We start from the raw sequence: 25,519 nt of genomic DNA on the forward strand, positions 1-25,519 counted from the left end.
CCCGCACCCAACAGCTGATGTGATTGTTTTACCCTGACAGCTAATGCCTGCGGATGGCCGAAAATGAATAAAACGCTGACCCCTTTTTTTGTTATTTTTAGTATACTTAAACTCCCCTACCTATTTATGAGAAGAAGTACTATGAGAGTGCTGTTATGCTGTATTGCTTTCGTAGCTGTTACCACCCGAACCCATGCAGGTGATTATGAGAAAGCGTGGGAAGCGCTACATAAAAACGATAAGGTACACGCATATGAATTGTTCCGGAAAGTATTGAAGAGTGACCCTGCTCACAAGCAAAACGCTTACGCTGCCCTCATGCTGCTGGAAGGCTATGATGGGCGCGGCGATATATTTCTTGAAAAATATCCTTCGCCGTTTACAGTCATCTCTGACCTGAACCCGTATACCTACGCTTTATGGTTTTCCGACGGCATCTTTGGCGCGTATGGTATCAAGAAAGGTAAGCAACTGGATAACCTGAACACGGTGATTGCTGATCCCCGTTTCAATGGTTCGCTGCATGCGGCGGCCAGGTATTACAAAGGATTACATCACCTGATGGCCCGGCAGATGAAGGAATCTGCCGTATTATATAGCCAGATCGGTGCATTGGACAACTGGCAGTTCGTCGGTTCTTTCGACAACATCAGCGGAAGTGGATTTAATAAAGATTATGGTCCATTGAAGCAACCGGAAACCGGTAAAGGTTTTACCTCTTACAACAATACACATATTGACTGGTTCAGGCCTGTCGTTACTGATAATGCAGGGTGGATGTTCGTAGGTACTTTATTTCCTGCGGCCAACTCGGTAGGTTATGCACAGACATTTGTAAACGCTGCTGCCGATCAGGATGCGATCCTTTGCCTGGGTGGCAATGGAAGTCTGAAGGTATGGATGAATGATAAACTCCTCATTGCAGAAGAAGACGAGATCTCTACAGAGCTGGATAAATTCAATGTGCGGATACACCTGAAGAAAGGATACAACCGGGTGCTGGTGCAGATAGGATTTACGAATCCGGGTGCCAATTTCATTGTGCGGCTTACAGACGATAAATATGAAACACTGAAAGGGATTACGACGTCAGACAAGGTAGAGACTTATCCTGTAGATAAAAGTATGGATGTGCCTGAACTGTTGCCGCACTTTGCAGAAGCTTATTTCAAAAAGCAGGCAGAGAAATATCCCAACGATCCTATCTACGCTATACTGCTTGCCAAGGTGTATAACCGTAACCAGCAGTTTGATAAATCGAAAGATGCACTGTTTAAATTCTTTGAAAAGAACCCCGGCGATCCGCTGCTGGCCTATCAGTACCTGGAATGCCTGTCTTCAAAATATGACAGAACAGATATTTCTGCACTGGTAGAAATGCTGAAACAGATAGACCCTGACAATACGCTTGTGATGCAGGGGCATGAGTCAGAACTGGAAGATGAAAAAAAATGGAGTGATGCGCTGGAAATCGTGAACAGGCTGGAGGCACGCGAAGGTCCGAGTGTCTGGACCGTGAGCAAGAAGATGTACCTGCATGCCAACCTGCAACATGTAGATAGTATGGTGACGTTGCTGAAGAAGGCGTATGAGTTATACCCGGATAACAATGATATTGCCCTTGGTATGTACGCCTATAACCAGAAGATGGTGCGGAATCCGGCGGAAGCGATCAGGATCCTGGAGAAATACGCAGCAGGTCATAACAACCCGAAAGTGCAGGAACAGCTGGCGGAAGACTATTTCCAGCAGAATGAGCCGGAGAAAGGGTTGGCCACCTTGCGGGATATAATCCAGACAGCCCCTTACGAGATGTATGTGTATTCACCCATTATCTCTCATTTCTTTGCCGCACAGCAATATGACTCTGCCATTCACTATCTGGAAACGGAGCATGCGATTAGTCCTTACGATTCAAATCCACTGGGTACAATAGCAACATGTTATCTGCAAAAGGGTGACAAAGAAAAGGCACTGGCGTACTACAAACAGGCACTGGCGCTGAATGCGGGGGGTACTACTTACAGGGAGAAGATCCGGGAGCTGGAGAATAAACCCGATGTATTCAGCTTTTTCCCGAAGATGGATTATTACGCTGCGATCAGCAAAGACCTGAAAGCACCGCAGGATACTACAAAGAGTTTCTACTACATATTTGATGAACAGAATGTGGTACTCTATGCAGAAGGGGCGAGTGAACAGGTGACAAATACGGCGATTTATATCAACAAGAAGGATGCAATTGACCAATGGAAAGAGATCTCAATACCGTATAATTCTACGTATGCTGATCTGACGATCATCAAGGCTGAGGTGGTAAAAGCCAATGGTACCAAGATCACAGCAGAAACTTATGACAATGATATGGTGTTTACCCGCCTGGAGCCGGGGGATGTGATCTACTACAATTACAAGGTGAGCAACTTTGGCATTGGTCGTCTGGGGCGGGAATACTGGGATAAGTTCTACTTCCAGGCATCGGTGCCTACAGGCCTGGCGCGCTATAGCCTGATGGTGGCGGCTCCGCTCAGCATTAATTATGTGATGAAGCATGCCGATGACGTGAAGCCCGTAGAGAGCCAGCACGAAGATTTCCATATGTATACATGGGAGATGAAGCATGTGCCAGCATTTAAAGAAGAGTCTTACAGTCCGTCACTGGCTGATGTCGGCAAGGTGTTGCATGTATCTACCGTGAAATCCTGGGATGTGATAGCAGAGTGGTATAGTGATGTAACCCGGCAGCAATCCAAAGAGAATTTCGATGTACTGAAAACGTTGCAGAAGATCTTTCCTAACGGGGAAGCGAATAAGCTAAGCAACAATGAGAAGGCAAAGCGGATCTATGAGTTTATAGAGCAGAATATCAGTTACAGTTCGGTGGCCTTCAGGCAGGGGGCATATATACCTCAGCGGGCGAGTAAGACCCTGAATACCCGTTTGGGTGACTGTAAGGATGTGAGCACCCTGTTTGTATCGCTGGCCCGCAAGGTGGGGTTGGATGCCAACCTGGTATTGCTGAGTACCCGTCGGAACGGGCAGGAGAGTATGGTATTGCCGTCTATGGAGTTCAACCACTGTATAGCCCGGTTTAAGGACGGGGACAGTTATCGTTACCTGGAGCTGACAGATAACCAGTTACCTTACGGGGCGCTGCCGCAGAATGATGTGGGGGCACAGGTGCTGAATATTCCATTTAATTATGATACGAAGGAGACGATCGGCCTGTTGAAGCCGGATGTGAAGACTGATGTGAGCTTACACCGGCAGACTAAAATACAGGTAGGTGCAACAGACCTGCAGGTAAAGACGATCCTGACAGTAACGGGAGAGGTAGCGTCAGGGATGCGATCCCGTTTTGCGGGCAAGGATGTGGAGGAGATGAGAAAGGCGTTGCAACAGAGTGCGGCCAGTCATTATAAGAACCCGGTGAGCCTGGATAGTTTTGATGTGGCGAACCTGGATAACCTGGCGGACTCGGTGATGGTTGGGACGGCGTATAGTGTTAAGAATGAAGTGATTGGGGTAGGTGATATCAATATGATCAAGCCCCCATTTATGGATGTGATAGCCACCAGTGATGTATTCAGCAATGAGCCCCGCCAATATCCGTTTGAGTACTGGCAGTATGAAAATGCGGATCATTATACAAGTGTAATGGAACTGGAGTTGCCTGCGGGGAAGGTGTTCGACCAGGTACCTTCGGATGTAAAGGCGAAGTTCAGGGACATGCAGTATGAGCTCACTTACCAGCGGGTGGCACCGGGCAAACTGATCATAAACAGGCGCTTCCTGACGAACATCATCGACAACATACCGGCGTCAGAGGTTGGTGGGATGAAAGATTTTTTCAACTTGATAGTCAACGCAGAACAAAAATATATTTCCTTTAAATAGGATAAACGGTATGACGAAAGTGGGATAAACAACCTATTATTGCATTAATATGTAATATGACATTGTTTATCCCACTTTGCTTTTTTCGTTGTCCTCTTTGTTTAATTATATTTCTGCCTATCTTTGCGCAAAATTTCAGAAAGCGGTGATTTCCTCCAAACTGTTAAAACTTAAGCTGGTAGCACTTATTGCGGTTTTCTGCATGAGTGGGTATAGTACGTTTGCAAACCCGACTGAGGGCGAGCCTCATGAAAAGAAAGGGTTTAATGCCAAAGAAGTGATCCTTGGCCACGTTAAGGATGCGCATGACTGGCATCTGTTGGACATTGCAGGCACTCCTGTAACTATCCCTTTACCTGTTATTATTTATAGCAAGGAAAGAGGGCTCTCCACTTTCTCGAGCTCGCAATTCCACCATGGTCATGCATCGCATGACGGTTACCGCCTGGTGACTGAGCACTATCTGGAAGAGAAGGGGCTGGATGCTAACAAATACGTTCCGGGTAAGGTCATTGCAGTAGATGCAAACGACAACCCAACTGACGAAGTGATCTACGACTGGTCAGTGACGAAGAATCTGACTTCCATGCTGATTGGTGCTATTCTGCTAATCTGGATTATGACAAGTGTAGCGAAAGCTTATACAGTAAGAGGTTCCAAACAAGCGCCAAAGGGTATGCAAAGCCTGCTGGAGCCTGTGATCATCTTTATGCGTGACGAGGTAGCCAAGCCAAATATTCCTGGTGCATATGAAAGATACACTCCTTTCATACTCACTATTTTCTTCTTTATTCTGATCAACAACCTGTTAGGTCTGTTACCGGGTGGTGCGAACGTAACCGGTAATCTGGCGGTAACAGCTGCGCTGGCACTGATTAGCTTCCTGGCTACGATGTTCAGCTCTAATAAGCATTTCTGGGCACATACCCTGAATCCTCCGGTTCCGGGATGGGTAAAACCAATTCTGGTGCCAGTGGAAATCATCGGTATCTTCACTAAGCCGGTATCCCTGATGATTCGTCTTTTTGCGAACATCCTGGCGGGTCACATTATCATCCTGAGCATTATCTCGCTGGTATTCATCTTTGGTTCACTGCAGCCGGTTGCTGGTTTCGGTTTTGCGCCAATTACGATTATCTTCAACATCGTTATGATGATGCTGGAATTGCTGGTGGCTTTTATCCAGGCGTTCATCTTCGCGAATCTGACAGCTGTATTCATCGGTCAGGCAATGGAAGGTGGTCATGATGATCACCACCACGAAGCGAAACATCACTAAGAATCAAAATTCGTATTAAACAATAAATACACATTTATCATGGCTATTTTAACTGTTTTATTGCAAGCTGGCGCTGAAGCAGCTGCTTCAGCTGCTGGTCTGGCTAAAGCTGGTGGTGCTGTTGGTGCTGGTATCGCTGCTATCGCAGCTGGTATCGGTGTAGGTAACATCGGTAAGAGCGCGCTGGAATCTATCGCTCGTCAGCCTGAAGCTGCAAATGACATCCGTGCTAACATGATCCTGGCTGCTGCGCTGGTTGAGGGTGTTGCCCTGTTCGGCGTTATCGCAGGTCTGCTGGCAGTAGTGCTGTAAGGCCAAAACTTATTACTGCATCCGGCGCACAGGGCAATGGATGCAGTAATCTCTTCTTACGAAGACAGTTTCGCTGATCTGGCAGTATACCGGTAAAAATGTTTGTGTATTGCATTGGTACACTGGCATCATCAGCAAAGAAAAAATAATGCGAACCAAATAAATTCTAATAATCATGGATCTGTTGCAGCCCGCGTTAGGCTTGTTTACCTTCTCATTAATTATATTCCTCATTCTTTTCGTTATCCTGAAAAAGTTTGCATGGAAACCAATCCTCTCTACCCTGAAGGAAAGAGAAACCTCAATCGCTGACTCTATCGCAGCTGCTGAAAGAGTGAAAGAGGAAATGGCTCAGATGAAAGCTGAACATGAGCATGTACTGGCTGAAGCTAAAGCTGAAAGGAGCAAAATCCTGAAAGAAGCTAAAGACGCGAAGGATCATATCATTGCAGAAGCCAAGACGCAAGCACAGGCAGAAGCGAAGAAGATCATCAGCGAAGCCTACACTGCTATCGACAACCAGAAAATGGCTGCCCTGACTGACGTTAAGAACCAGGTTGGTAAACTGGTGATTGAAGTAGCTGAGAAAGTTCTGCGCAAGGAACTGTCGGATAAAACCGCACAGGAAGGCTACATTAAAGAACTGGCAGGAGAAATTAAATTAAACTAAGTGATGGCCTGATGTGCGGATGAAGGCCTGACGGCTATCACCCGCACGTGGTGTGTTCAGACATTCGCACATCAGCTCATCTGCATAATAGTTATCAATATGCGGAATCCCCGTTTAGCATCCAGGTATGCAAAATCTTTGATAGATCTGTCCTCTGAAAAAGGACAGCTGGAGGCTGTACAGGCAGATATGCTCTTCCTGCAGCAGCTTTCCAAAACAAATCCTGATGTGGTGAATTTGCTGAAAAGTCCCATCATCAAGCCTGAAAAGAAACAACAGATCCTCGCTGCCATTCTGGACAGCCGTGTGAGTACCATCACTTCTGCTTTCGTGAAGTTGCTGGTAATCAAAGGTAGGGAAGGCAATCTGCCAGAGATCGCTGTTGAGTATCTGCGCCAGTATAATACACTGAAAGGTATCAGCAAGGTGAAGATCACCACAGCTGTACCGGTAGATGCAGCTGTACTGAACGTGATCAGGCAGAAAGCAGAAGCAGGTTCCGACAAGAAGATCGAACTGGAAACAGCGGTAAACGCTGACCTGATCGGTGGATTTGTACTGGAAACTGAAGATAAGCTGTTCGATGCATCAGTGCTGCGTGACCTGAACGACATCAAAAAGCAATTTGCAGGCAACATCTACGTACCTGAACTGAAATAAACAATTTACAGCAGCCGCTGCGTACACGCAAAGCTGTTGTCGTTATACATCAATTTATTTAACGACTCTTTCTAAAAGTATATCACTATGGTGGAGATAAAACCAGATGAAATTTCGGCGATATTACGCCAGCAATTAAGCAACTTCAATGCTGCTGCTGACCTCGAAGAGGTAGGTACAGTATTGCAGGTGGGAGACGGTATCGCACGTGTTTATGGTTTGAACAACGTACGTTCCGGTGAACTGGTAGAATTTGAAAATGGCGTTCAGGCAATCGCACTGAACCTGGAAGAAGATAACGTGGGTGTGGTATTGATGGGTGAATCGGGTGAGATTAAAGAAGGTAACAAAGTACGTCGTACCGGTAAGATCGCCTCTATTAAAGTAGGTGAAGGCATGGTAGGTCGTGTAGTAAATACCCTGGGTGCTCCTATCGATGGTAAAGGCCCAATCACAGGCGAACTGTATGAAATGCCGCTGGAGCGTAAAGCACCAGGTGTATTGTTCCGTGAGCCGGTAAAAGAACCGCTGCAGACCGGTATCAAAGCGATCGATGCGATGATCCCTGTAGGTCGTGGTCAGCGTGAGCTGGTAATCGGTGACCGTCAGACTGGTAAAACAGCTATCTGTATCGATACCATCATCAACCAGAAAGAATTTTACGAAGCTGGTAAACCAGTATATTGTATTTATGTAGCGATCGGTCAGAAAGCTTCTACTATCGCAGGTGTAATGAAGACGCTGCAGGATGCTGGTGCGATGGCTTATACCACTATCGTGGCTGCTTCTGCTGCTGATCCTGCTCCACTGCAGTTCTATGCGCCATTCGCTGGTGCTGCTATCGGTGAGTTCTTCCGCGATAGCGGTCGTCCTGCACTGATCGTATACGATGATCTGTCTAAACAGGCGGTTGCTTACCGTGAGGTGTCCCTGCTGCTCCGTCGTCCTCCTGGTCGTGAAGCTTATCCTGGTGACGTATTCTACCTGCATAGCCGTCTCCTGGAGCGTGCTGCGAAGATCATCAGCAAAGATGAGATCGCTCAGCAGATGAACGACCTGCCAGAATCAATCAAACACCTGGTAAAAGGTGGTGGTTCCCTGACAGCATTGCCAATCATCGAAACGCAGGCGGGTGACGTATCTGCGTACATCCCAACCAACGTAATCTCCATCACTGACGGTCAGATCTTCCTGGAATCTAACCTGTTCAACGCGGGTATCCGTCCGGCTATCAACGTAGGTATCTCCGTAAGCCGTGTGGGTGGTAACGCTCAGATCAAATCCATGAAGAAGGTATCTGGTACCCTGAAACTGGACCAGGCGCAATACCGTGAAATGGAAGCGTTCTCTAAGTTCGGTGGTGACCTGGATGCTGCTACCAAGCAGGTACTTGATAAGGGTGCCCGTAACGTGGAAATCCTGAAACAACCTCAGTTCGCTCCGTACACAGTAGAAAAACAGGTAGCTATGATCTATCTGGGTACGAACGGTTTGCTGCGTGAAGTTCCGGTTAGAAATGTGAAAGCATTTGAAGAAGCATTCCTGCATGAAATGGAAGTGCGTCTGCCAGAAGTACTGGGTGAGTTCAAGAAGGGTAACCTGCCAGAAGATGGCCTGAAGAAAATGGTTGCACTTGCAAGTGAACTGAAACCAAGATTTGCATAGGCCTGTCAAGGTAACATATTATGAGAAGCCTCTCCTTACCGGAGGGGCTTTTCTTTTTAGCAGGAATTTGTTCTTTTCAGGATATGAATGCCGGGGGTGGGAACTGATGATGTCCAATTGAAAGCCGGCAACCCCCGGTGAAATTTTACCGATCAATCACCCACTTTTACCGGCAATACCCCCTACATTTGCCTTTTAAGGATTGATAGCGCCCCGGCCCCAATGTAGATTTGTTAAAAATTCAATACCCCCCTATGTATAAGTTGTACTTCGTGTTGCTTTTTTCAGGCTTATCGTCAACCGTTCTTCAGGCACAAACCAAAATCAGCGGGAAGATCACTGACAAAAAGAACCATCCATTGCAGGGAGTGAATATCTCCATTAAGGACTCTTACGACGGAGGGACCAGTGCTGCTGATGGCACCTTCTCTTTTACGACAGATGCAAGCGGCGAGCAATCCGTTATTTTCAGTTTAACCAACTATCAGACACAGGAGCAGAAAGTAAATCTTTCAGGTGCCGTTACCCTGAATATTATCCTGAGAAACGACATCAGTCAGCTCAAGATAGTGACTATCTCCGCAGGTAGCATTGAAGCCAGCAGCGAGAAGAATAACACGGTACTGAAACCACTCGACATCGTGACTACCGGTGGTGCTATGGGCGACATTGTGAGTGCCCTGAAAACACTGCCTGGCACACAGCAGACAAATGACCGGGAAGGTCTTTTTGTACGTGGTGGTACCGGTTACGAAACACAGACATTTATAGACGGATTACTGGTGAGAAATCCTTTTTATTCAGGTTTACCTGATATGCCGGGAAGAGGCCGTTTTTCGCCCTTTCTTTTCAAGGGTACAACCTTTAGCAGTGGTGGTTACTCCGCTCAGTACGGACAGGGTTTATCTTCTGCCCTGGTACTGGAATCGCAGGACCTGCCCGAACGTTCTTCCTATTCGTTGGGTGTATCACCCATTGGCATTAACGGGGGACTGGATGAACTGTCAAAAGATAAGAAAGGATCTTTTGGTATAGAAGCGGATTATACAAACCTGGGTCCTTATCTGAATGTGATCAAACCTAAGTTTGAACCGAGTGTAAACCCGGAGATCATAGGTACTTCTGCCAACTTCAGACGGAAGACATCTGCTACAGGTATGCTTAAGTTCTATGGTTATAGTAACTGGACACATATGGGTAGTATTCGTCCCAGCTTTGAATATGCAGGTGCGAAAGAGTTGTTTGAAATGAAGAACCAGAACGTGTATACAAATCTGAGCTATAAAGAATTGTTAGGTAATGACTGGAAGATCAATGCAGGCATATCATTCAGTACAAATACAGACAGGATCACTTTGGATACGATGCCTAAGAATCCTGATCCGCTGAAAATTCACAACCTGTCTCAGCTGGCGCAGAGTAGAATTATGCTCACAAAGAACATTGGTAACTACTCCGCACTGCGCTTTGGTGGAGAGTACCAGTATGCAGTGGAGAATGCTGCATACAACGATTATCATGTAAATTATGCAGATAATTATACTGCTGCATTTGCAGAAGGTGATATCTATTTTACGCCGCAGTTCGTAGGCCGTGTAGGTGGTCGTATGGAATATTCATCGAAGCTGGAGAAGATGAATTTTGCACCGCGTGTATCACTGGCTTACAAGTTGGATCAGGCCAGCCAGCTTTCATTAGCATATGGTGACTACTATCAGAAGCCAGAGCCGCAGTACCTGCGATTCAAGCCAGACCTGGGTTACATGAAGGCGACACATTACATTGCAAGTTTTCAGCGGGTAGCAAACAACTACACCCTGCGTGTGGAGGCGTACTACAAAAAGTATCACCACCTGGTAAAAACAAGTCCGGATACAGCGACTAACGGTACGGGTTATGCAAAGGGTATTGAGCTCTTCTGGCGTGACCGCAAAAGTGTGAAGAATCTTGATTACTGGGTATCTTATTCTTACCTCGATACCAAGCGTAATTATCTCACCTATCCATACGAAGTACAGCCGGACTTCGCCGCCAGGCATACTTTCAGTGTAGTGACCAAATATTATATTTCATCAATCACTACTAATATCGGTTTGACATATAGCTTTGCAACAGGCCGTCCTTATTACAATCCTAATCTGCCTGTCAACCAGTTTATGTCGCAAAAAACCATCGATTATAATTCAGTCGGGTTGAGTGTCAGTTATCTGACTGCTATTCGCAAGGCCTTTACCATCTTAGTTCTATCGGTGAATAACGTAGGTAATTTCAAACAGGTGTATGGATATCATTATTCAACAGATGCTATGCGCCGGGAAGCGATTACACCGAATATTCCCCGTTTCATTTACCTGGGTATGTTTATGAGCTTTGGTATAGACAGACGCCAGGAAACCATTGATAATTTATAAAAAATTAAACCTTGAATATGATGAAAACTTTTGTTCTCTCCTTCTGCCTTTTAGTTACTACATTTTCGATGACGTTTGCACAGAGTGCGCAATATCAGACAGCCATGAGCAAACAGATCGCACAGTTAGATGATCCGGCGAACCGTGCGCCGGAGAAGATGCAGGAAATTGCAAACACCTTTGAACGTATTGCTGCTGCTGAGAAGACACAATGGTTGCCGTATTACTATGCTGCCTATTGCTATGTGATGAATGCACTGAGTGAGAAGGATAAGAGCAAGGTAGATGCGATAGATGATAAGGCGCAGGCGGCGATTGAGAAAGCGGAATCACTGAGTCCGAAGAATGATGAAATTTATTGTGTGAAATCGCTGATAGCTACAGCGCGTATTGGAGTGGATCCGATGACGAGGGGAATGCAGTATGGCGCCGAGGCAGCCACTTTGCTGTCAGAAGCAGGACAGATTAATAAGGATAATCCCAGAGTAGACTTGTTACAGGGCCAGTCGTTGTATTACACGCCGGAGCAGTTTGGTGGTAGTAAAGAAAAAGCGAAAGAGAAGTTTGAGCTGGCGTTGAAGAAGTTTGCAACTTTTAAGCCAGCAAGTGAGATTGCGCCAAACTGGGGGGAAGCTTATACTAAACAACTATTATCAAAATAGCCACATTTCTATTGAACCGGCATTGCGCCGGTTCAATAGATGCCATTGTATTTCAGTCTTTACCGTTAACTTTAAAACACACGTTAACCTTAAAAACTGATCCCCATGAAACCCCTGGAAAATAAACTCCCCGTGGCTTCTTCCGCGGCTTTACTACTCTCCGTAGTGAAAAGCCTGTATACAGACGGCTGGGGGTATGATTACCTGTCACGTATCGATTTCAGTGCTGTAGAAAAGCCTGTAGCGGCCCTTACCAGTATCACCCCACTTTTCAGTGAGATCCTCCTTCTTCGTAAGCAAATGGTGCGTTACCTGATCAAACAGCTGATGATCGCACATCCACACCAGCAGGTATGCATACTGGCTGCAGGCCTCGATCCTTTGGGGCTTCAGATTGCGGAATATTTTCCGGAGCAGCTTACCAGTATCTATGAGATAGATATCTGTCATATGCAGGAGAAACAAGCGCTCTATGCGGCTGTATCTTACAATGATGTGCGCCTGCACACTCTTCATGCAGACATCACGCACACGGCGCAAATGATGAAAATGCTGATAGCTGCGGGTTACCAGCCCAAGGAACCCACGCTCATCGTGTTTGAGGGTATTATGCATTATATTCCTGAAGAGCAATTTCTGAACGTGATGCGGTGTTTCTGTTCCAGGGTGCGGAATAATGCAGTGATCATGGATTATGCATTACCTGAGGAAGAGATGCCGGCCTCGTATATATCACTTGCGAGGGCACTATCGGAAGTGATGGAAAACAATATGGTCTATAGTCGTAAGAAGGTGCTCAACCTGCTCTCATTACTGGAAGCGGAGATAGCGGGTGTGTATGATATGCAGGCAACAGAATACTTACTGCATGGTTATAATAAGTGGTTCAGGGGCAGGGGAGAGGGGTTGCTGGAGATAGCGGCCTTTCATATATAAAAAAGGCCTCCCGTGGTACGGAAGGCTCTTTTTATAATGCGGTGAACTTATTTATTCAGAAGCCAGTTCTATTTTCTTAAGCGGGTTCTGGGTGTTCTCGTCGTAAGTTTCTCTCTTCTCGATGATGTCCAGGCAGGTGAAGATTGCCTGACGGAAGGAGAAATGATCTGCCAGGTTTTTACCTGCGATGTCAAATGCAGTACCGTGATCGGGAGAGGTACGTACAACAGGCAGACCTGCGGTGAAGTTGATACCTTCGCCGGTAGCCAGCGATTTGAATGGAATCAGTCCCTGATCGTGGTACATAGCCAGTACGCCATCGAAAGTGCTGTGCATGTTCCTTGCAAAGAAGGCATCAGCGCTATATGGGCCGAAGCAGAGGATACCATTGTTCTTCGCCTGGTTGATAGCCGGGATGATCTCTCTCAGTTCTTCTTCACCGATCAGTCCATCGTCACCAGCGTGTGGGTTAAGGCCCAGTACCGCGATGCGTGGTTTGTCGATACCGAAATCCCTGATCAGGCTATCTTTCATCATGACCAGTTTAGCCAGGATGTTTTCGCGTGTAACATATTTTGCGATGTCTTTGACAGGTACATGCTCTGTGAGCAGACCTACCCGCATATTATCGGCAGTCATGAACATGAGTACATCTCTTGCTTCAAAGGCATCTCTGAGGTAAGGGGTGTGACCTGTGTAATGGAACTGCTCGCTCTGGATGTTCTTTTTGTGAATGGGAGCTGTAACCAGACCATCGATATCTCCGTTTTTCAGGCATTCGATGGCTACTTCCAGTGAACGGGCAGCATATTTACCACCGGTTTCATTCAGTATACCTGGTGTGATCTGTACTTCTTCTTCCCAGCAGTTGAACACATTCACCTGTTTGTGGTTCAGGCGGGAGAATTCTTTCAGGCTCTGGTAGTTGAAGTTGTTCTCATTCATCAACTTGCGGTAGAAGTTGATCGTCTTGTTGGAAGCAAATATCACCGGGGTACAAAACTCCAGCATTCTGTTATCTGCAAAGGTCTTGATGATTAATTCGGCGCCAATGCTGTTGATATCACCAACGGTGATACCAATTACCGGCTTGTTTGTATGGGCGTTGCTACTCATGCGTTTTTGAGAATAATGGGCAAATATAACAAGAATTAGGTAGTGACTCTCTGTCAATTTTTAAAGCCGGTTGCGGAAGGGAAGGGGGGAACTTATTCAAACTGATTTCCGTAATTTTGACATCTGATCATGTATACACTTAAAAAATCGCTTGGGCAGCACTTTCTCAAGGACGAGAACATCTGTAGAAAGATAGTTGATTCACTACCTGTAATTCCGAATCAGCAAGTACTGGAAGTGGGCCCTGGTGCGGGCGCCATTACCAAATATCTCCTTGAACTGCCAGACACTTCTTTCAGGGCGGTAGAACTGGATACTGAAAAGGTAGAATATCTTCAGAAGACTTACCCGGCCATTCAGGGGAAGCTCATTAATGAGAGTTTCCTGGATGTGAAGCCTCCTTTTGAGGGGACATTCAATGTCATTGGTAACTTCCCGTACAATATTTCTACCCAGATCATGTTCCGGATACTGGACTGGAAGGACCAGGTACCTTGTGTGGTAGGGATGTTCCAGAAAGAGGTGGCACAGCGTATAGCTGCGAAGCATGGCAACAAGGATTATGGCATATTGAGTGTGCTTATCCAGGCTTATTACAGGGTAGAGTACCTGTTTGAAGTAAGTGAGACATGTTTCAATCCGCCTCCGAAGGTGAAATCAGCAGTGATTCGCCTGCACAGGCTGGAAGAGGCTTATGACATCAGGAATGAGCGCAGGTTCTTCAACCTGGTAAAAACTGCCTTCGGGCAGCGTCGCAAGCAGTTGAGAAATCCGTTAAAACCGCTATTTGAAAAGGAAGTACTACAGGACAGCTTTTTTACCAAACGGGCAGAAGAGTTGACCGTAGCAGATTTTGTTGCATTATCCCACAAGATGATATGAGCAGGAAAGTATTAATTACAGCTAAGGCGCACAATTATTTAATGGACAGGTTGGAAGAGAAGGAATTTGAGGTGAGTTACCAACCTGCCATCACATACGAAGAGCTATTGGGAGTTATTCACGAATATGTAGGATTGATCGTGACCACCCGCATGAAGATAGATCAGCCGGTGATAGACCGGGCAACGCAATTGCAATGGATTGGCAGGCTGGGTAGCGGGATGGAATTGATTGATGTGGCATATGCGGAGAGTAAGGGGATACATTGTGCCAGCAGTCCGGAAGGTAACAGGGAAGCGGTAGGAGAGCAGATGGTAGGGATGTTGTTGTGTATGATGAACAATGTGCTGAAGAGCAACCTGGAGCTGCGGCAGGGTATATATGAGCGGGATGGAAACAGGGGCTTTGAAATAGGAGGCCGTACGGTAGGTATTATTGGGTATGGTAATACGGGTAGTGCTTATGCGCGTAAGCTGAGAGGGTTTGAGCCGAGGATCCTGGCTTACGATAAATATAAAACCGGTTTCAGCAACGATCATGTGCAGGAGGCGACGATGGAGCAGTTATATGAGGAGGCGGAGATAGTGAGTCTGCATTTGCCCTTGACGGCAGAAACGAAGTACCTGGCAAACCTGTCTTTTTTCAGATCTTTTCACCGGCCGGTATGGTTCCTGAATGCGGCGAGGGGGAAGCTGGTGCATACGCAGGATCTGATCCAGGCATTGGACGAGGGTTTACTGAGGGGTGCGGCGCTGGATGTACAGGAGAATGAGAAGTTGTCAACTTACAGTCAGGAAGAGAGGGATCAGCTGCAGCGGCTACTGAACTTTCCGAATGTGGTGATGACTCCGCATATAGCAGGATATACCCATGAGGCAAGTATAAACATGGCCAGGATAGTGTTAGAGAAGTTGCATGTGATATAGGGTCGCAGGGAGAAATTATCATTAGGAATGCTTACAATTTTGGGCAGGCAGATTCATGCATTAGGAATACTGTATATGTGACATTCTTTAGGGGATTAAGCATTTTTTCGTTATATTTGCTTTAATACAAATTTACAACGCTTCTGTGCAAACGGGGGCGTTGATTTTTTTTCTTTATTCTTAAACTAAATAACGTTATGTCTGGTATTAACTACGTTACCAAAGAGACCCTGGACCAGATGCGTGAAGAGCTCAACTTCCTCAAGACAAAGGGGCGGGCAGAGATTGCGAGGGCGATTGCGGAAGCACGGGAAAAAGGTGACCTAAAGGAAAATGCTGAGTATGACGCAGCAAAGGAGGCGCAGGGTTTGCACGAAGCCAAGCTGGCTACGCTAGAGAATGCCATCGCTACTGCCAGAGTAGTAGAGGCGGATTCCATTGATACCTCCAAAGTATCTATTTTATGTAAGGTAACTATTACAAATGTAGGTACTAAGAAGACTGTGACCTATCAATTGGTGTCGGAGAAAGAGGCGGATCTGAAAGCGAATAAGATCTCAGTGACTTCTCCCATTGGGAAGGGCTTGCTGGGCAAGGTGGTAGGTGAGGTAGCAGAGATCTCTACTCCTAATGGTATAATTAAGTTCAAGGTAGATAATATCACAATATAATTATCCCTCTGAAGATATCAGGGCCTTCCGTGTCATGCGGAAGGCTTTTTTTTTACCTTTAGGAGCACTTTAAAAACCCGAAATATGTCATCTGTTTTTACGAAAATCATTGCTGGTGAAATTCCCAGCTACAAGATAGCTGAGAATGATAGTTTTTATGCCTTTCTGGATATTTTCCCATTGGTGAAAGGGCATACATTGATCGTTCCGAAAGTGGAGATTGATCATTTTTTTGATGTGACAGACGATTTGCTGGGTGAGTGGTTGTTATTTGCCAAGCCTATTGCAAAGGCAATTGAGCATGCATTTCCATGCAATCGTGTAGGTGTGAGTGTGGTTGGTTTGGAAGTACCGCATGCACACATGCATCTGATACCTATTAATTCTATTGATGATATGAACTTTCAGCGACCTAAGCTCAAGCTGTCAGAAGCTGAGTTTAAGGCGGTGCAGGAGCAGATTACAGCTGTCCTGGCACGTTAAAACGGAAGCCGACACCATGGAGGGTTTCCAGTTTCACAGAGGGATCTGTTCTGAAGTGTTTCCTTAGCTTGGTAATGAACACGTCCATACTACGGCCCAGGAAGTAGTCATCTTTGCCCCAGACGTGGAAAAGGATTTCTTCCCGTTTCAGTGTTTTGTTCGCATTATCGCAAAGGTACTTGAGCAGGTCAGCTTCTTTTTGTGTAAGTGTGCTGGAAACCTCTCCGTTTTTTTCACGAAGAATGAGATCGTTATAGTCAAAGGTGAGATTGCCGATATTGTACTGCGTACGTTTCTCTGTCGTATTGTTTACGGCACTTTTTGTTCTTTTCAGGAATACTTCAATGCGAAGCAGGAGTTCCTGCATGCTGAATGGTTTGGTAATATAGTCGTCAGCGCCGGTCTTAAATCCTTTAATTTTATCTTCATCCATCGCTTTCGAGGTCAGAAAGAGAATGGGAATGAAGTCGTTTTTCCTCCGGATTTGTTCTGCCAGTGTGAAGCCGTCTTTTTTGGGCATTACTACATCCAGTAAACATATGTCAAAGGTTCGTAACTGGAACTGCTCCCAGGCCATTTGTCCGTCTGTGCTATGTACCACATCGTAGCCTGCTTCTTCTAATCGCTTCTTTGTTACCGCACCAACATTTTGATCATCTTCCACCAATAGGATTCTTGCTTTCATAGCTTGATGCTGATTATATAAAATACCATAGTTATATGGCGTATAGCTCCATGTATCATCAGGGGGAGCGAGTTATGAAGAATTTGATTCAAAGTAAATACAATTTATTAACTTCTGGAAAAACCTCTATGCTCTCTGCTTTTAATTAACCGACGATCCGACCTGGATTTTTCTGCAGAAATGCGTCCCAGCCCTTTGCTTTACTGGTATCTGGCAATACGCTGGATTCCTGGAAAAAATGGCAGACAGCCACTGCGAGGGCATCTGTAGCATCCAGATAATCAGGGCGTTCAGAGAATTTCAGTATCCTTTGGAGCATTTGCCAGATTTGTTCTTTATCCGCATTCCCATTGCCGGTGATGGATTGCTTTACCTTTTTGGGCGAATACTCTGTCACTGGTACACCGGCCTGCATGGCTGTGGCAATGGCCACACCCTGTGCTCTACCCAGCTTGAGCATACTCTGTACGTTCTTACCAAAGAAAGGGGCCTCGATTGCGCAGGAAACCGGTTTATGCAAGCGTATCAGTTCATTTACACGGGCGTGTATCAATTGCAGCCTTTCGTAGTGATCTTTGTGACGGGACAGTTTTAACACATCCATTTCCAGCAGGCTGGCCTTAGTTCCTTCCACCAGAATGAGTCCGTAGCCCATCACCAGTGTACCCGGGTCAATGCCGAGAATTATTTTTGACTTGTTTGCCAACCACAGTTTATTTTTGCCAAAATCTTGATGTCTGAACAAAAATACCAAAATAATTCTCAATTACCTGCTGGGAGCAGTCCTTTTTACCTGGTTAGCCTGGTCCATTTATAGTCAGTTGCTCCACCAACCTAATTTAAAGAGTTCTCTTCAGCAAATGATAGATACCCTTGAGCATAAAGGCGTTGTGGCCATGCTGTTGGTATTGATAGGCATGCTGGCCAACTGGGGACTGGAGGCGCGCAAGTGGCAGATGCTCATCAAACCTCTCCAGCCTATGTCTTTCCTCCGGGCGTTTAGTGCGATACTTTCCGGTGTCTCGTTTTCCATTAATACACCTAACAGGATCGGGGAATATGGCGGACGGGTACTCTATGTAAGCAATAACAGAAGCAAGTTAAAAGCCATTGCGGCCACAATGGTAGGTAGCTTCAGCCAGCTGATAGTTACTATTATTTTTGGGTTAACAGGCTTTGCTTATTTTGTGGCGAACTTCACGCCAGTAAGGCCTGAGCACAGTACGGGCTACACTGTATGGGAAAAAATATCGTTTGGAGTCCTCCTGATAATTTGTGGCTTGGTCATATTGTTATATTTTCGGCTACAGATCATTCTATCAATCTTTGAAAGAATACCATTGTTGAGGAAGGCCCGGATCTTTGTGCAAATTATTGTTCGTTACTCCAACACAGACCTCGAACATTTATTGCTCCTTTCGGCCTTACGCTATGTGGTCTTCTCGGCACAGTATTTGATTTTGCTTGACACACTGGGCGTTGAAATGCTGTGGTGGCAAGGATTTTTGATGAACGCTGTCATTTATCTTGTAATGGCCATGGTTCCTACCATTGCTATTGCAGAACTGGGCCTGAGAGGCAAAGTAAGCCTGTATTTCATGGGATTCCTCAGTATGAACAGTCCTGCTATCATAGCGGCAACGGTCATTATCTGGCTGGTAAACCTCGTGCTGCCGGCCGTATTAGGAAGTGTGCTATTGCTGGGAATTAAGATTTTTAAGGAAAAATAGCTCCATCGATGAGGTTTATTCTACTCATAGTTGTTTTAAGTCTGGCCACTATCCGCCCCCTGTATGCCCAAAATGATTTTTGCGGTATCACCAATACCAGCTTTAAAGCCGGCGAGAGTATCACGTTCAAAGTTTTCTATACCCTTGGAAAAGTTTTTATTGGTGCGGGTGAAGCCACTTTCAACTGTAATCTTGAAAAGTATAACGGCAAGGATGTCTATCATATCACCGCCGAAGGGAAAACTTACAGAACCTACGACTGGTTCTTCAAAGTCCGCGACAGATACCAGAGCTTTATAGATACGGCCGATATGATGCCTGTGAAATTCCTCCGCGATGTGGAGGAAGGCGGGTACCGGCTCCACAATGATGTAAGCTTCTATCAGGCACAACATACCGCCGTTAGTACCAAGGGCAGCTTCAAGGTACCGGGCTGTATACAGGACGTGATCAGTGCCATCTACTACGCCCGCAATATTGATTTCAATAAATATAAACCAGGCGATAAGATCCCTTTCAATATGTTCCTCGATGATAAGGTGTACAACATTTATGTGCGCTATATAGGTAAGGAAACTGTAGAAACCAAGTTCGGGAAATTCCGGGCTATCCGCTTTGCGCCCCTGCTCCTGCAAGGTTCTATGTTCGAAGGCGGAGAGAAAATGAGTGTGTGGGTGAGTGACGATGGCAACAAAATTCCCCTCCGTATTGACAGCCCTATTTCGGTGGGCAGTATTAAGGTAGATATGATTTCATACAAGAATATCCGCTATCCATTTTCCTCTCTCATCTCAAAATAATTGCCTTTAGGCTTATTTTAACTTTATGTGAACATCTGACTAACTATATTTGTTTGTACATTAATACTTTATTATATATGGAAGAACGTAAACCAAAGATATTACTGGCAGAAGATGATACCAACCTGGGTATGGTGCTCAAAAATTACCTTGAACTGAACGATTATGACGTGGAGCTGTGCCGCGACGGTATCCTGGCACTGGCTGCTTTCAGAAGGGAGAAATTTGACATTTGCCTCCTGGATATCATGATGCCTAATATGGATGGTTTTAAACTGGCCGAGGAAATTCGTGATGTAGATCCGGATATTCCTTTATTCTTCCTCTCTGCCAAAACAATGAAAGAAGACATCATCCAGGGTTATAAGCTGGGTGCTGATGACTATATTGCCAAGCCATTTGACAGTGAATTGCTCCTGTTGAAGATCAAAGCGATCCTGAAAAGAAATCAGGAACTGAACAGCAAAGAGGAAGAGCAGCATGAGTTTAAAATAGGTCGCTACGAGTTCAATGCCCGCCTGCGCACCCTGACCCGTGATGGGGAAACACATACCCTCTCTCCAAAAGAGAACGAACTGTTACGCATGCTGTGCGAGCATAAGAATGACCTGCTGCCGCGGGAACTGGCACTGAAAAAGATATGGGGCAGCGATACTTACTTCAATGGTCGTAGTATGGACGTTTATATTGCCAAACTGCGTAAGTACCTGAAGGAAGATCCGAATATCGAGATCGTGAACATTCATGGTAACGGCTTCCGCCTGGTGGTGAAAGACTAAGATTCTAAAATAGCTCTGGGGCTGACTGAAAAGATTCGTATCTTTTCAGTCAGCCTTATTTTTATAGCGCATGAAATTATTGTTAATAGAGGACGAACCGGCAGTTGTATCCTTCATTCACCGATACCTTACTGAAGCAGGTTATGATGTGACTGTAGCCATGGATGGCCCCACTGGTCTGCAAATGTCCATGGACCACCCTTTTCAGCTCATCATCCTGGATGTAATGCTGCCGGGTATGAGTGGAATTGCCGTATGTAAGGAACTGCGCACCCAACAAAATAAGACACCTATCCTGATGCTGACGGCACTGGGTTCTACAGAAAATGTAGTATCCGGACTGGATAGCGGGGCAGATGATTACCTGATCAAGCCCTTCAAACAAGCTGAATTACTGGCCAGGATCCGGTCCCTGCTGAGAAGGCAGCCAGACAGTACCAGTACCTCCACCACTGCTCCACCTGCAGCCAATCTGCTTAAACTGGCCGATCTGGAACTAAATACAGATACGAAAAGTGCCAGTCGTTGCGGGGAAAGCATTACCCTGACAGCTACAGAATATCGCCTGCTGGAATATTTTCTGCGCAATCCCCGTCGCGTATTGTCGAGAATGGAGATCCTGGAAAATGTATGGGGCATAGACTTTAATATGAACACCAAGGTGGTGGATGTATATGTAAATTATCTCCGTAAGAAAGTAAACCGAAAAGGCCTGCCAGCCCTTATTCAGACAGTGGTTGGAATGGGTTATATGCTGAAAGAAGAAGCATGAGTATACGCGTCAAGATATTGATCCTGTTCACTGCACTGACAGTTTTCATCATCCTGCTGATTGCAGGAGGTGCTTATTTTCTCGCCAACCAATACTCCTTTACAGATTTTTATAAACGCATTGAGATACGCGCCATTGTTGCTGCACGTGCTACCCTGATCAAAGACCGGGATAACAGTGCTACCTATACGGAAATCCGCAATGAACACCTGGAAAGGATGCCGCACGAAAAGGAATATTTCCTGAAACTGGATAAAGAGGGGCATTTCAACAAGCCCGCATCCCTGGCATCGTTACCCAGGTCTTTCTTTGAAATGGTACAGTTACAGGGAAAAGCAAATTACCGCAAAGGGGATATTTTCTATACCGGTGTGGCATTCGGTACTGATCCTGACCGCTATATCGTCATCGTTTCTGCCCGCAATGATTTTGGCAGCCGCTATATGGCCGACCTGAAGCGGGTATTGACTATTTGCCTGGGCACTGCGGGTATATTGGTATTAGCTGCTGGTTTCTTTTTTTCAAGATACATTTTGCAACCTGTGCGTGTGATGACATCGCAGGTGAAGAATATAAGGGCGCATAACCTGCATCTGCGACTGGATCCACCAGATAGTAATGATGAAATGTTTGAACTGGCGCAGACCTTCAACAATATGCTGGACAGGCTGGAGACGGCTTTCGAAACACAGAACAACTTTGTCAGCAATGCCTCTCACGAGTTGGGAACGCCGCTCACGGCTATCATAGGAGAAGCAGAACTGGCATTGAATAAGCAGCGTACAGATGAGGAATACCGGCAGTCCATCCAGGTGATACTAGGAGAAGCCGAGCGCCTGGAGCATATTACGAAGAGCCTGTTACGCCTTGCCCAGACTGGTTTTGGCGGTAAAGGATACCACCGCGAACGCATCCGTGTGGATGAGCTGATCTTCTCAGTAAAAGATACAATTGATCAGATCAATCCTAATAATCAGGTAGAAATAGATTATTCCATGCTGCCGGAGGATGAGGCAAAGCTCTTTATACTGGCGGATGCGCAGTTATTACATCTTGCGTTCAGCAATATTGTACAGAATGCCTGCAAGTACTCTGATAACCGACCTGTCAGTATCGCCCTGGCTGCTACAGATAGTAATATCATTTTATTGATTCAGGATCAGGGTATTGGTATCCCTGCATCCGAACTACCATTTATATATGATCCATTCTTTCGTGCTTCTAACACGAGTGGTTATAAAGGGTATGGAATAGGGCTGCCATTATCCCGGAATATTATTCGCCTGCATGGGGGCAATATCATTGTAAACAGCCAGCAGGGCAAGGGTACAGAGATACGGATCACCCTGCCTGTAGCCTGATTCTTACCGGTTTCTTACCCCATTTTACCAGATTCTTACCACATTTTTAATTCTCTTTTATCTCCTGCTTACGGGTTCCTAATCTCGTGGAAATAGCTTTGTGTTATAAATCAAAGCATATGAAACATATTTTGATTCCTACAGATTTTTCCATCAGGTCTCTTCGTGTAGTTCATCATGTTGTAGAGCGCTTTGGGGCGGGGGAACCTTTGAATATTGTGATGATGCACGCGTTGCATATGCCGGGTTCAATTATGGATCTGATGATGCTGTCAAGAAGATCCTCACACTATGATTTGATTACTGACGATTATAAAGAGGCGAGTGAAATATTAAAGAACAAATATGGCTCAGCTATCCGGTCGCTGAAAACCGAGTTCCTGATAGGCCGCAGCAATGGGGTGTTCCGCAACTTTTTGTTGTACCACAATATTGATGCAATCGTATGTCCGGCTGATTTTAATTTCCGCAAGGCATCACCTAACAGTTATGACCCGGCAGCACTGATCAGGAAGAGCAACTACCCCGTACACCATGTATCGCTGAAGAAGAAAGAGCGCACGCTGGTGTCGGCAATGTCCGAACTATTTGAAATATAGATGTGTCTGTTTGAGTAGTGCTCTTTCCCTCGACGGAGGGGGGAGCGCTATTTGTAAATCACTTTTTAAATCTGGTATTATGCTACTCAAAAAAAATATACCGTTTAGATATGTGTTTGGCAAAATCAAGTATGAGATCGCGTTAGTATTATTATACACACTTGTGATAGTATTAATACATGACCGGTTCAACCTGGAAAAAACCATCAACATACCATTGTCTGTACCCATGATTATGGGTACAGTTATCTCCCTGCTGCTGGCGTTTAGGTCTAACCAGGCTTATGACCGCTGGTGGGAAGCCCGCACTGTGTGGGGTGCTATTGTGAACGATTCCCGATCTTTTACGCGGGAGGTGCTGACGTTCATTAATAGCACAGAATTCCCCGAGGAAGCTGAGCGCTTACGGGAAAGAATGATACGCCGCCAGATGGCATGGTGTTATGCACTGGGTCAGCAACTGAGGGGATTGTCTGCCACCGAGGGATTGGAGCGATTGATCCCAAAGAGGGAAGTGGCGTATGTAGCACGCTTTGCAAATGTGCCCATGGCCTTGCTGGAGCTGCATGCGAAAGATCTGCAGATTGCATTGCAACGCGACTGGATCAATGCTTATCAGCAGGTGCAGATCGATTCTACATTGAATAAGTTCAGTGATGCGATGGGTAAATGTGAGCGTATTAAAAACACCGTATTTCCTTCAACCTACAGCTTGTACATTCATTTTGCATTGAACTTCTTTATCATGTTGCTGCCATTTGGCGTGATAGAGTTCTTTGGCTGGGTCGCAGTGCCTTTGGTTGGTGCTATCGCAGCATCCTTTCTGCTGATTGAAAAAATGGCTATACATCTGCAGGATCCGTTTGATAACAAACCAACAGATACGCCAATGACAACCATTGCCCGTACTATTGAAAGGGATCTGAGGCAGATGCTGAATGACAACCATGTACCGGAGACACCGCCCGTGTACACCTATTATGTGATGTAGTAGTTATATATATTGGTAAAGAATGATTGGTACGAGGGGGGAGTATTTTTTGAATGACAGAATGGTTAAAGACTAAGCAAACTCCCTGATCACCGTTTTGAGGAGGAAGGGCTGACCAGCGATACAATGGTCAGCCCTTTAGTATTTTAATACGGATGTAAGTCGTTATTTTAGAAAAGCAGACCACTATTCGCTCCACCTCTTGGTGTTTTACCCAGGTGTACGTAAGCTTTCTCTGTTACTTCTCTTCCACGCGGTGTACGCTTAATAAACCCTTCCTGTATGAGGAATGGTTCATACACTTCTTCCAGTGTGCCTGCTTCTTCACCTACAGCAGTCGCGATGGTGGTGATACCTACGGGACCGCCTTTAAAGTTTTCTATAATTACCTGCAGGATGCGGTTATCCATTTCGTCGAGGCCGTATTCATCTACGTTGAGTGCTTTCAGGCTGAATTTGGCAATGTCAAGATCGATGGTACCATTACCCACTACCTGTGCAAAGTCTCTCACCCTTCTTAATAAACCATTGGCAATACGGGGAGTCCCTCTGGATCTCCGTGCTATTTCCATGGCAGCTTCGCTGGTGATCTTTGTGTCCAGCAGGCCGGCGGCACGCCAGATGATCTTTTGCAGGGTGGTTGCGGTGTAGTATTCCAGCCTTGACTTGATACCAAAGCGGGAGAGAAGGGGGGCGGTCAGCAATCCTGAGCGGGTAGTTGCCCCTATCAATGTAAACGGATGTAATGAGATCTGGATGGCGCGGGCACTTGGACCGGTATCGATCATGATGTCAATACGGTAGTCTTCCATGGCAGAATAGAGATACTCTTCCACCACTGTACTGAGCCGGTGAATTTCGTCGATGAACAGCACATCTTTGGGCTCAAGGTTGGTGAGCAGGCCTGCCAGGTCACCGGGTTTCTCGATCACCGGGCCGGAGGTTTCACGGATGTTCACACCCATTTCGTTGGCGACAATGCGCGACAGCGTTGTCTTACCTAATCCGGGAGGGCCGTGAAAGAGCACATGATCAAGGGCTTCCCCCCGCAGTTTGGCGGCCTTGATAAAGATCTTGAGGTTCTCAATAATCTGGTCCTGGCCGGAGAAATCGATGATCTCCCGGGGGCGAATACTGTTTTCAAACTCTTTTTCTGCCGCACTTTGGCGGGTTTCATCTGGTCTAATCGGATTCGACATATCGGGGTGAAAGTTACCAAAAAATCGCCGGTG

24 protein-coding genes are annotated in these 25,519 nt (G+C 45.9%); 20 read left to right on the forward strand and 4 right to left on the reverse strand.

Annotation, left to right across the window (positions count from 1 at the left end; genetic code table 11):
* The first annotated feature begins 126 nt into the window (after window positions 1–126).
* The 9 genes from ABDW33_RS04035 to ABDW33_RS04075 all read left to right on the forward strand — a co-directional run bounded on the left by ABDW33_RS04035 (window position 127) and on the right by ABDW33_RS04075 (window position 12,492).
* The gene (locus ABDW33_RS04035) at window positions 127–3,897 is read left to right on the forward strand and encodes a DUF3857 domain-containing protein (protein WP_343688784.1); all 3,771 of its coding nucleotides are present in this window, start codon (window positions 127–129) and stop codon (window positions 3,895–3,897) included.
* A gap of 202 nt (window positions 3,898–4,099) precedes the next feature.
* Window positions 4,100–5,176, forward strand: coding sequence for a F0F1 ATP synthase subunit A (gene atpB, locus ABDW33_RS04040; protein ID WP_343688785.1), 1,077 nt, complete (start codon window positions 4,100–4,102; stop codon window positions 5,174–5,176).
* 39 nt (window positions 5,177–5,215) lie between these two features.
* Window positions 5,216–5,488, forward strand: a complete 273-nt coding sequence (atpE, locus tag ABDW33_RS04045) for an ATP synthase F0 subunit C (protein WP_072364032.1) — start codon at window positions 5,216–5,218, stop codon at window positions 5,486–5,488.
* A 175-nt stretch (window positions 5,489–5,663) separates the two neighbouring features.
* Window positions 5,664–6,158, forward strand: a complete 495-nt coding sequence (gene atpF / locus ABDW33_RS04050) for a F0F1 ATP synthase subunit B (RefSeq protein ID WP_343688786.1) — start codon at window positions 5,664–5,666, stop codon at window positions 6,156–6,158.
* Between the two features lie 99 nt (window positions 6,159–6,257).
* Window positions 6,258–6,818, forward strand: coding sequence for an ATP synthase F1 subunit delta (gene atpH, locus ABDW33_RS04055; protein WP_343688787.1), 561 nt, complete (start codon window positions 6,258–6,260; stop codon window positions 6,816–6,818).
* 87 nt (window positions 6,819–6,905) lie between these two features.
* Window positions 6,906–8,483, forward strand: coding sequence for a F0F1 ATP synthase subunit alpha (atpA, locus tag ABDW33_RS04060; protein WP_343688788.1), 1,578 nt, complete (start codon window positions 6,906–6,908; stop codon window positions 8,481–8,483).
* Between the two features lie 254 nt (window positions 8,484–8,737).
* Complete coding sequence (locus tag ABDW33_RS04065; RefSeq protein ID WP_343688789.1) at window positions 8,738–10,894, forward strand: TonB-dependent receptor; 2,157 nt, start codon at window positions 8,738–8,740, stop codon at window positions 10,892–10,894.
* Between the two features lie 17 nt (window positions 10,895–10,911).
* Window positions 10,912–11,556, forward strand: coding sequence for a hypothetical protein (locus ABDW33_RS04070; RefSeq protein ID WP_343688790.1), 645 nt, complete (start codon window positions 10,912–10,914; stop codon window positions 11,554–11,556).
* Between the two features lie 105 nt (window positions 11,557–11,661).
* Entirely contained in the window at window positions 11,662–12,492 is an 831-nt protein-coding gene (locus ABDW33_RS04075) for a class I SAM-dependent methyltransferase (RefSeq protein ID WP_343688791.1), read from the forward strand.
* A 51-nt stretch (window positions 12,493–12,543) separates the two neighbouring features.
* Here ABDW33_RS04075 and pdxA read toward each other — a convergent pair whose 3' ends face one another.
* Window positions 12,544–13,608 carry a 4-hydroxythreonine-4-phosphate dehydrogenase PdxA gene (gene pdxA / locus ABDW33_RS04080; protein ID WP_343688792.1) on the reverse strand — a complete coding sequence of 355 codons (1,065 nt, stop codon included), beginning with the start codon at window positions 13,606–13,608 and terminating at the stop codon, window positions 12,544–12,546.
* Window positions 13,609–13,737: 129 nt separating this feature from the next.
* On the opposite strand from pdxA, the gene rsmA reads away from it, so the two are divergent.
* The 4 genes from rsmA (at window position 13,738) to ABDW33_RS04100 (ending at window position 16,570) form a co-directional block, all read left to right on the forward strand.
* Window positions 13,738–14,490 carry a 16S rRNA (adenine(1518)-N(6)/adenine(1519)-N(6))-dimethyltransferase RsmA gene (rsmA, locus tag ABDW33_RS04085; protein WP_343688793.1) on the forward strand — a complete coding sequence of 251 codons (753 nt, stop codon included), beginning with the start codon at window positions 13,738–13,740 and terminating at the stop codon, window positions 14,488–14,490.
* Complete coding sequence (locus ABDW33_RS04090; protein WP_343688794.1) at window positions 14,487–15,416, forward strand: NAD(P)-dependent oxidoreductase; 930 nt, start codon at window positions 14,487–14,489, stop codon at window positions 15,414–15,416. The genes rsmA and ABDW33_RS04090 overlap by 4 nt, the downstream gene beginning before the upstream one ends.
* 197 nt (window positions 15,417–15,613) lie before the next feature.
* Window positions 15,614–16,087 carry a transcription elongation factor GreA gene (greA, locus tag ABDW33_RS04095; RefSeq protein ID WP_343688795.1) on the forward strand — a complete coding sequence of 158 codons (474 nt, stop codon included), beginning with the start codon at window positions 15,614–15,616 and terminating at the stop codon, window positions 16,085–16,087.
* Window positions 16,088–16,171: 84 nt separating this feature from the next.
* Window positions 16,172–16,570, forward strand: coding sequence for an HIT family protein (locus ABDW33_RS04100; protein WP_343688796.1), 399 nt, complete (start codon window positions 16,172–16,174; stop codon window positions 16,568–16,570).
* Here ABDW33_RS04100 and ABDW33_RS04105 read toward each other — a convergent pair.
* The gene (locus ABDW33_RS04105) at window positions 16,548–17,255 is read right to left on the reverse strand and encodes a response regulator transcription factor (protein WP_343688797.1); all 708 of its coding nucleotides are present in this window, start codon (window positions 17,253–17,255) and stop codon (window positions 16,548–16,550) included. The two genes, ABDW33_RS04100 and ABDW33_RS04105, sit on opposite strands and share 23 nt — an antisense overlap.
* 145 nt (window positions 17,256–17,400) lie before the next feature.
* The gene (gene ruvC, locus ABDW33_RS04110) at window positions 17,401–17,961 is read right to left on the reverse strand and encodes a crossover junction endodeoxyribonuclease RuvC (protein WP_343688798.1); all 561 of its coding nucleotides are present in this window, start codon (window positions 17,959–17,961) and stop codon (window positions 17,401–17,403) included.
* 67 nt (window positions 17,962–18,028) lie between these two features.
* On the opposite strand from ruvC, the gene ABDW33_RS04115 reads away from it, so the two are divergent.
* The 7 genes from ABDW33_RS04115 (at window position 18,029) to ABDW33_RS04145 (ending at window position 24,287) form a co-directional block, all read left to right on the forward strand.
* Window positions 18,029–18,985 (forward strand): lysylphosphatidylglycerol synthase domain-containing protein, encoded by a 957-nt coding sequence (locus ABDW33_RS04115; protein ID WP_343688959.1) that lies wholly within the window; start codon window positions 18,029–18,031, stop codon window positions 18,983–18,985.
* An 8-nt stretch (window positions 18,986–18,993) separates the two neighbouring features.
* Window positions 18,994–19,785: a DUF3108 domain-containing protein gene (locus ABDW33_RS04120; RefSeq protein ID WP_343688799.1), complete on the forward strand. Its 792-nt coding sequence runs from the start codon at window positions 18,994–18,996 to the stop codon at window positions 19,783–19,785.
* A gap of 77 nt (window positions 19,786–19,862) precedes the next feature.
* Window positions 19,863–20,564 (forward strand): response regulator transcription factor, encoded by a 702-nt coding sequence (locus tag ABDW33_RS04125; protein WP_072364009.1) that lies wholly within the window; start codon window positions 19,863–19,865, stop codon window positions 20,562–20,564.
* A 70-nt stretch (window positions 20,565–20,634) separates the two neighbouring features.
* Complete coding sequence (locus tag ABDW33_RS04130) at window positions 20,635–21,336, forward strand: response regulator transcription factor (RefSeq protein ID WP_343688800.1); 702 nt, start codon at window positions 20,635–20,637, stop codon at window positions 21,334–21,336.
* Window positions 21,333–22,697 carry an ATP-binding protein gene (locus ABDW33_RS04135; protein WP_343688801.1) on the forward strand — a complete coding sequence of 455 codons (1,365 nt, stop codon included), beginning with the start codon at window positions 21,333–21,335 and terminating at the stop codon, window positions 22,695–22,697. The genes ABDW33_RS04130 and ABDW33_RS04135 overlap by 4 nt, the downstream gene beginning before the upstream one ends.
* A gap of 119 nt (window positions 22,698–22,816) precedes the next feature.
* A complete protein-coding gene (locus tag ABDW33_RS04140; protein ID WP_343688802.1) occupies window positions 22,817–23,296 on the forward strand; it encodes a hypothetical protein in 480 nt (159 codons plus the stop codon).
* A gap of 79 nt (window positions 23,297–23,375) precedes the next feature.
* Window positions 23,376–24,287: a bestrophin family ion channel gene (locus ABDW33_RS04145; RefSeq protein ID WP_343688803.1), complete on the forward strand. Its 912-nt coding sequence runs from the start codon at window positions 23,376–23,378 to the stop codon at window positions 24,285–24,287.
* Window positions 24,288–24,457: 170 nt separating this feature from the next.
* On the opposite strand, the gene ruvB is transcribed toward ABDW33_RS04145, so the two are convergent.
* Window positions 24,458–25,486 carry a Holliday junction branch migration DNA helicase RuvB gene (ruvB, locus tag ABDW33_RS04150; RefSeq protein ID WP_343688804.1) on the reverse strand — a complete coding sequence of 343 codons (1,029 nt, stop codon included), beginning with the start codon at window positions 25,484–25,486 and terminating at the stop codon, window positions 24,458–24,460.
* Between the last annotated feature and the right edge of the window lie 33 nt (window positions 25,487–25,519).

It is taken from the genome of Chitinophaga sp., assembly GCF_039596155.1.
GTDB lineage: Bacteria > Bacteroidota > Bacteroidia > Chitinophagales > Chitinophagaceae > Chitinophaga.

Excerpts from the sequence above, each read along its gene's own strand:
- ABDW33_RS04035 (WP_343688784.1), top strand. The coding sequence starts at position 127 with ATGAGAAGAAGTACTATGAGAGTGCTGTTATGCTGTATTGCTTTCGTA.
- atpB (WP_343688785.1), top strand. The coding sequence starts at position 4,100 with ATGAGTGGGTATAGTACGTTTGCAAACCCGACTGAGGGCGAGCCTCAT.
- atpE (WP_072364032.1), top strand. The coding sequence starts at position 5,216 with ATGGCTATTTTAACTGTTTTATTGCAAGCTGGCGCTGAAGCAGCTGCT.
- atpF (WP_343688786.1), top strand. The coding sequence starts at position 5,664 with ATGGATCTGTTGCAGCCCGCGTTAGGCTTGTTTACCTTCTCATTAATT.
- atpH (WP_343688787.1), top strand. The coding sequence starts at position 6,258 with ATGCGGAATCCCCGTTTAGCATCCAGGTATGCAAAATCTTTGATAGAT.
- atpA (WP_343688788.1), top strand. The coding sequence starts at position 6,906 with ATGGTGGAGATAAAACCAGATGAAATTTCGGCGATATTACGCCAGCAA.
- ABDW33_RS04065 (WP_343688789.1), top strand. The coding sequence starts at position 8,738 with ATGTATAAGTTGTACTTCGTGTTGCTTTTTTCAGGCTTATCGTCAACC.
- ABDW33_RS04070 (WP_343688790.1), top strand. The coding sequence starts at position 10,912 with ATGATGAAAACTTTTGTTCTCTCCTTCTGCCTTTTAGTTACTACATTT.
- ABDW33_RS04075 (WP_343688791.1), top strand. The coding sequence starts at position 11,662 with ATGAAACCCCTGGAAAATAAACTCCCCGTGGCTTCTTCCGCGGCTTTA.
- pdxA (WP_343688792.1), bottom strand. The coding sequence starts at position 13,608 with ATGAGTAGCAACGCCCATACAAACAAGCCGGTAATTGGTATCACCGTT.
- rsmA (WP_343688793.1), top strand. The coding sequence starts at position 13,738 with ATGTATACACTTAAAAAATCGCTTGGGCAGCACTTTCTCAAGGACGAG.
- ABDW33_RS04090 (WP_343688794.1), top strand. The coding sequence starts at position 14,487 with ATGAGCAGGAAAGTATTAATTACAGCTAAGGCGCACAATTATTTAATG.
- greA (WP_343688795.1), top strand. The coding sequence starts at position 15,614 with ATGTCTGGTATTAACTACGTTACCAAAGAGACCCTGGACCAGATGCGT.
- ABDW33_RS04100 (WP_343688796.1), top strand. The coding sequence starts at position 16,172 with ATGTCATCTGTTTTTACGAAAATCATTGCTGGTGAAATTCCCAGCTAC.
- ABDW33_RS04105 (WP_343688797.1), bottom strand. The coding sequence starts at position 17,255 with ATGAAAGCAAGAATCCTATTGGTGGAAGATGATCAAAATGTTGGTGCG.
- ABDW33_RS04120 (WP_343688799.1), top strand. The coding sequence starts at position 18,994 with ATGAGGTTTATTCTACTCATAGTTGTTTTAAGTCTGGCCACTATCCGC.
- ABDW33_RS04125 (WP_072364009.1), top strand. The coding sequence starts at position 19,863 with ATGGAAGAACGTAAACCAAAGATATTACTGGCAGAAGATGATACCAAC.
- ABDW33_RS04130 (WP_343688800.1), top strand. The coding sequence starts at position 20,635 with ATGAAATTATTGTTAATAGAGGACGAACCGGCAGTTGTATCCTTCATT.
- ABDW33_RS04135 (WP_343688801.1), top strand. The coding sequence starts at position 21,333 with ATGAGTATACGCGTCAAGATATTGATCCTGTTCACTGCACTGACAGTT.
- ABDW33_RS04140 (WP_343688802.1), top strand. The coding sequence starts at position 22,817 with ATGAAACATATTTTGATTCCTACAGATTTTTCCATCAGGTCTCTTCGT.
- ABDW33_RS04145 (WP_343688803.1), top strand. The coding sequence starts at position 23,376 with ATGCTACTCAAAAAAAATATACCGTTTAGATATGTGTTTGGCAAAATC.
- ruvB (WP_343688804.1), bottom strand. The coding sequence starts at position 25,486 with ATGTCGAATCCGATTAGACCAGATGAAACCCGCCAAAGTGCGGCAGAA.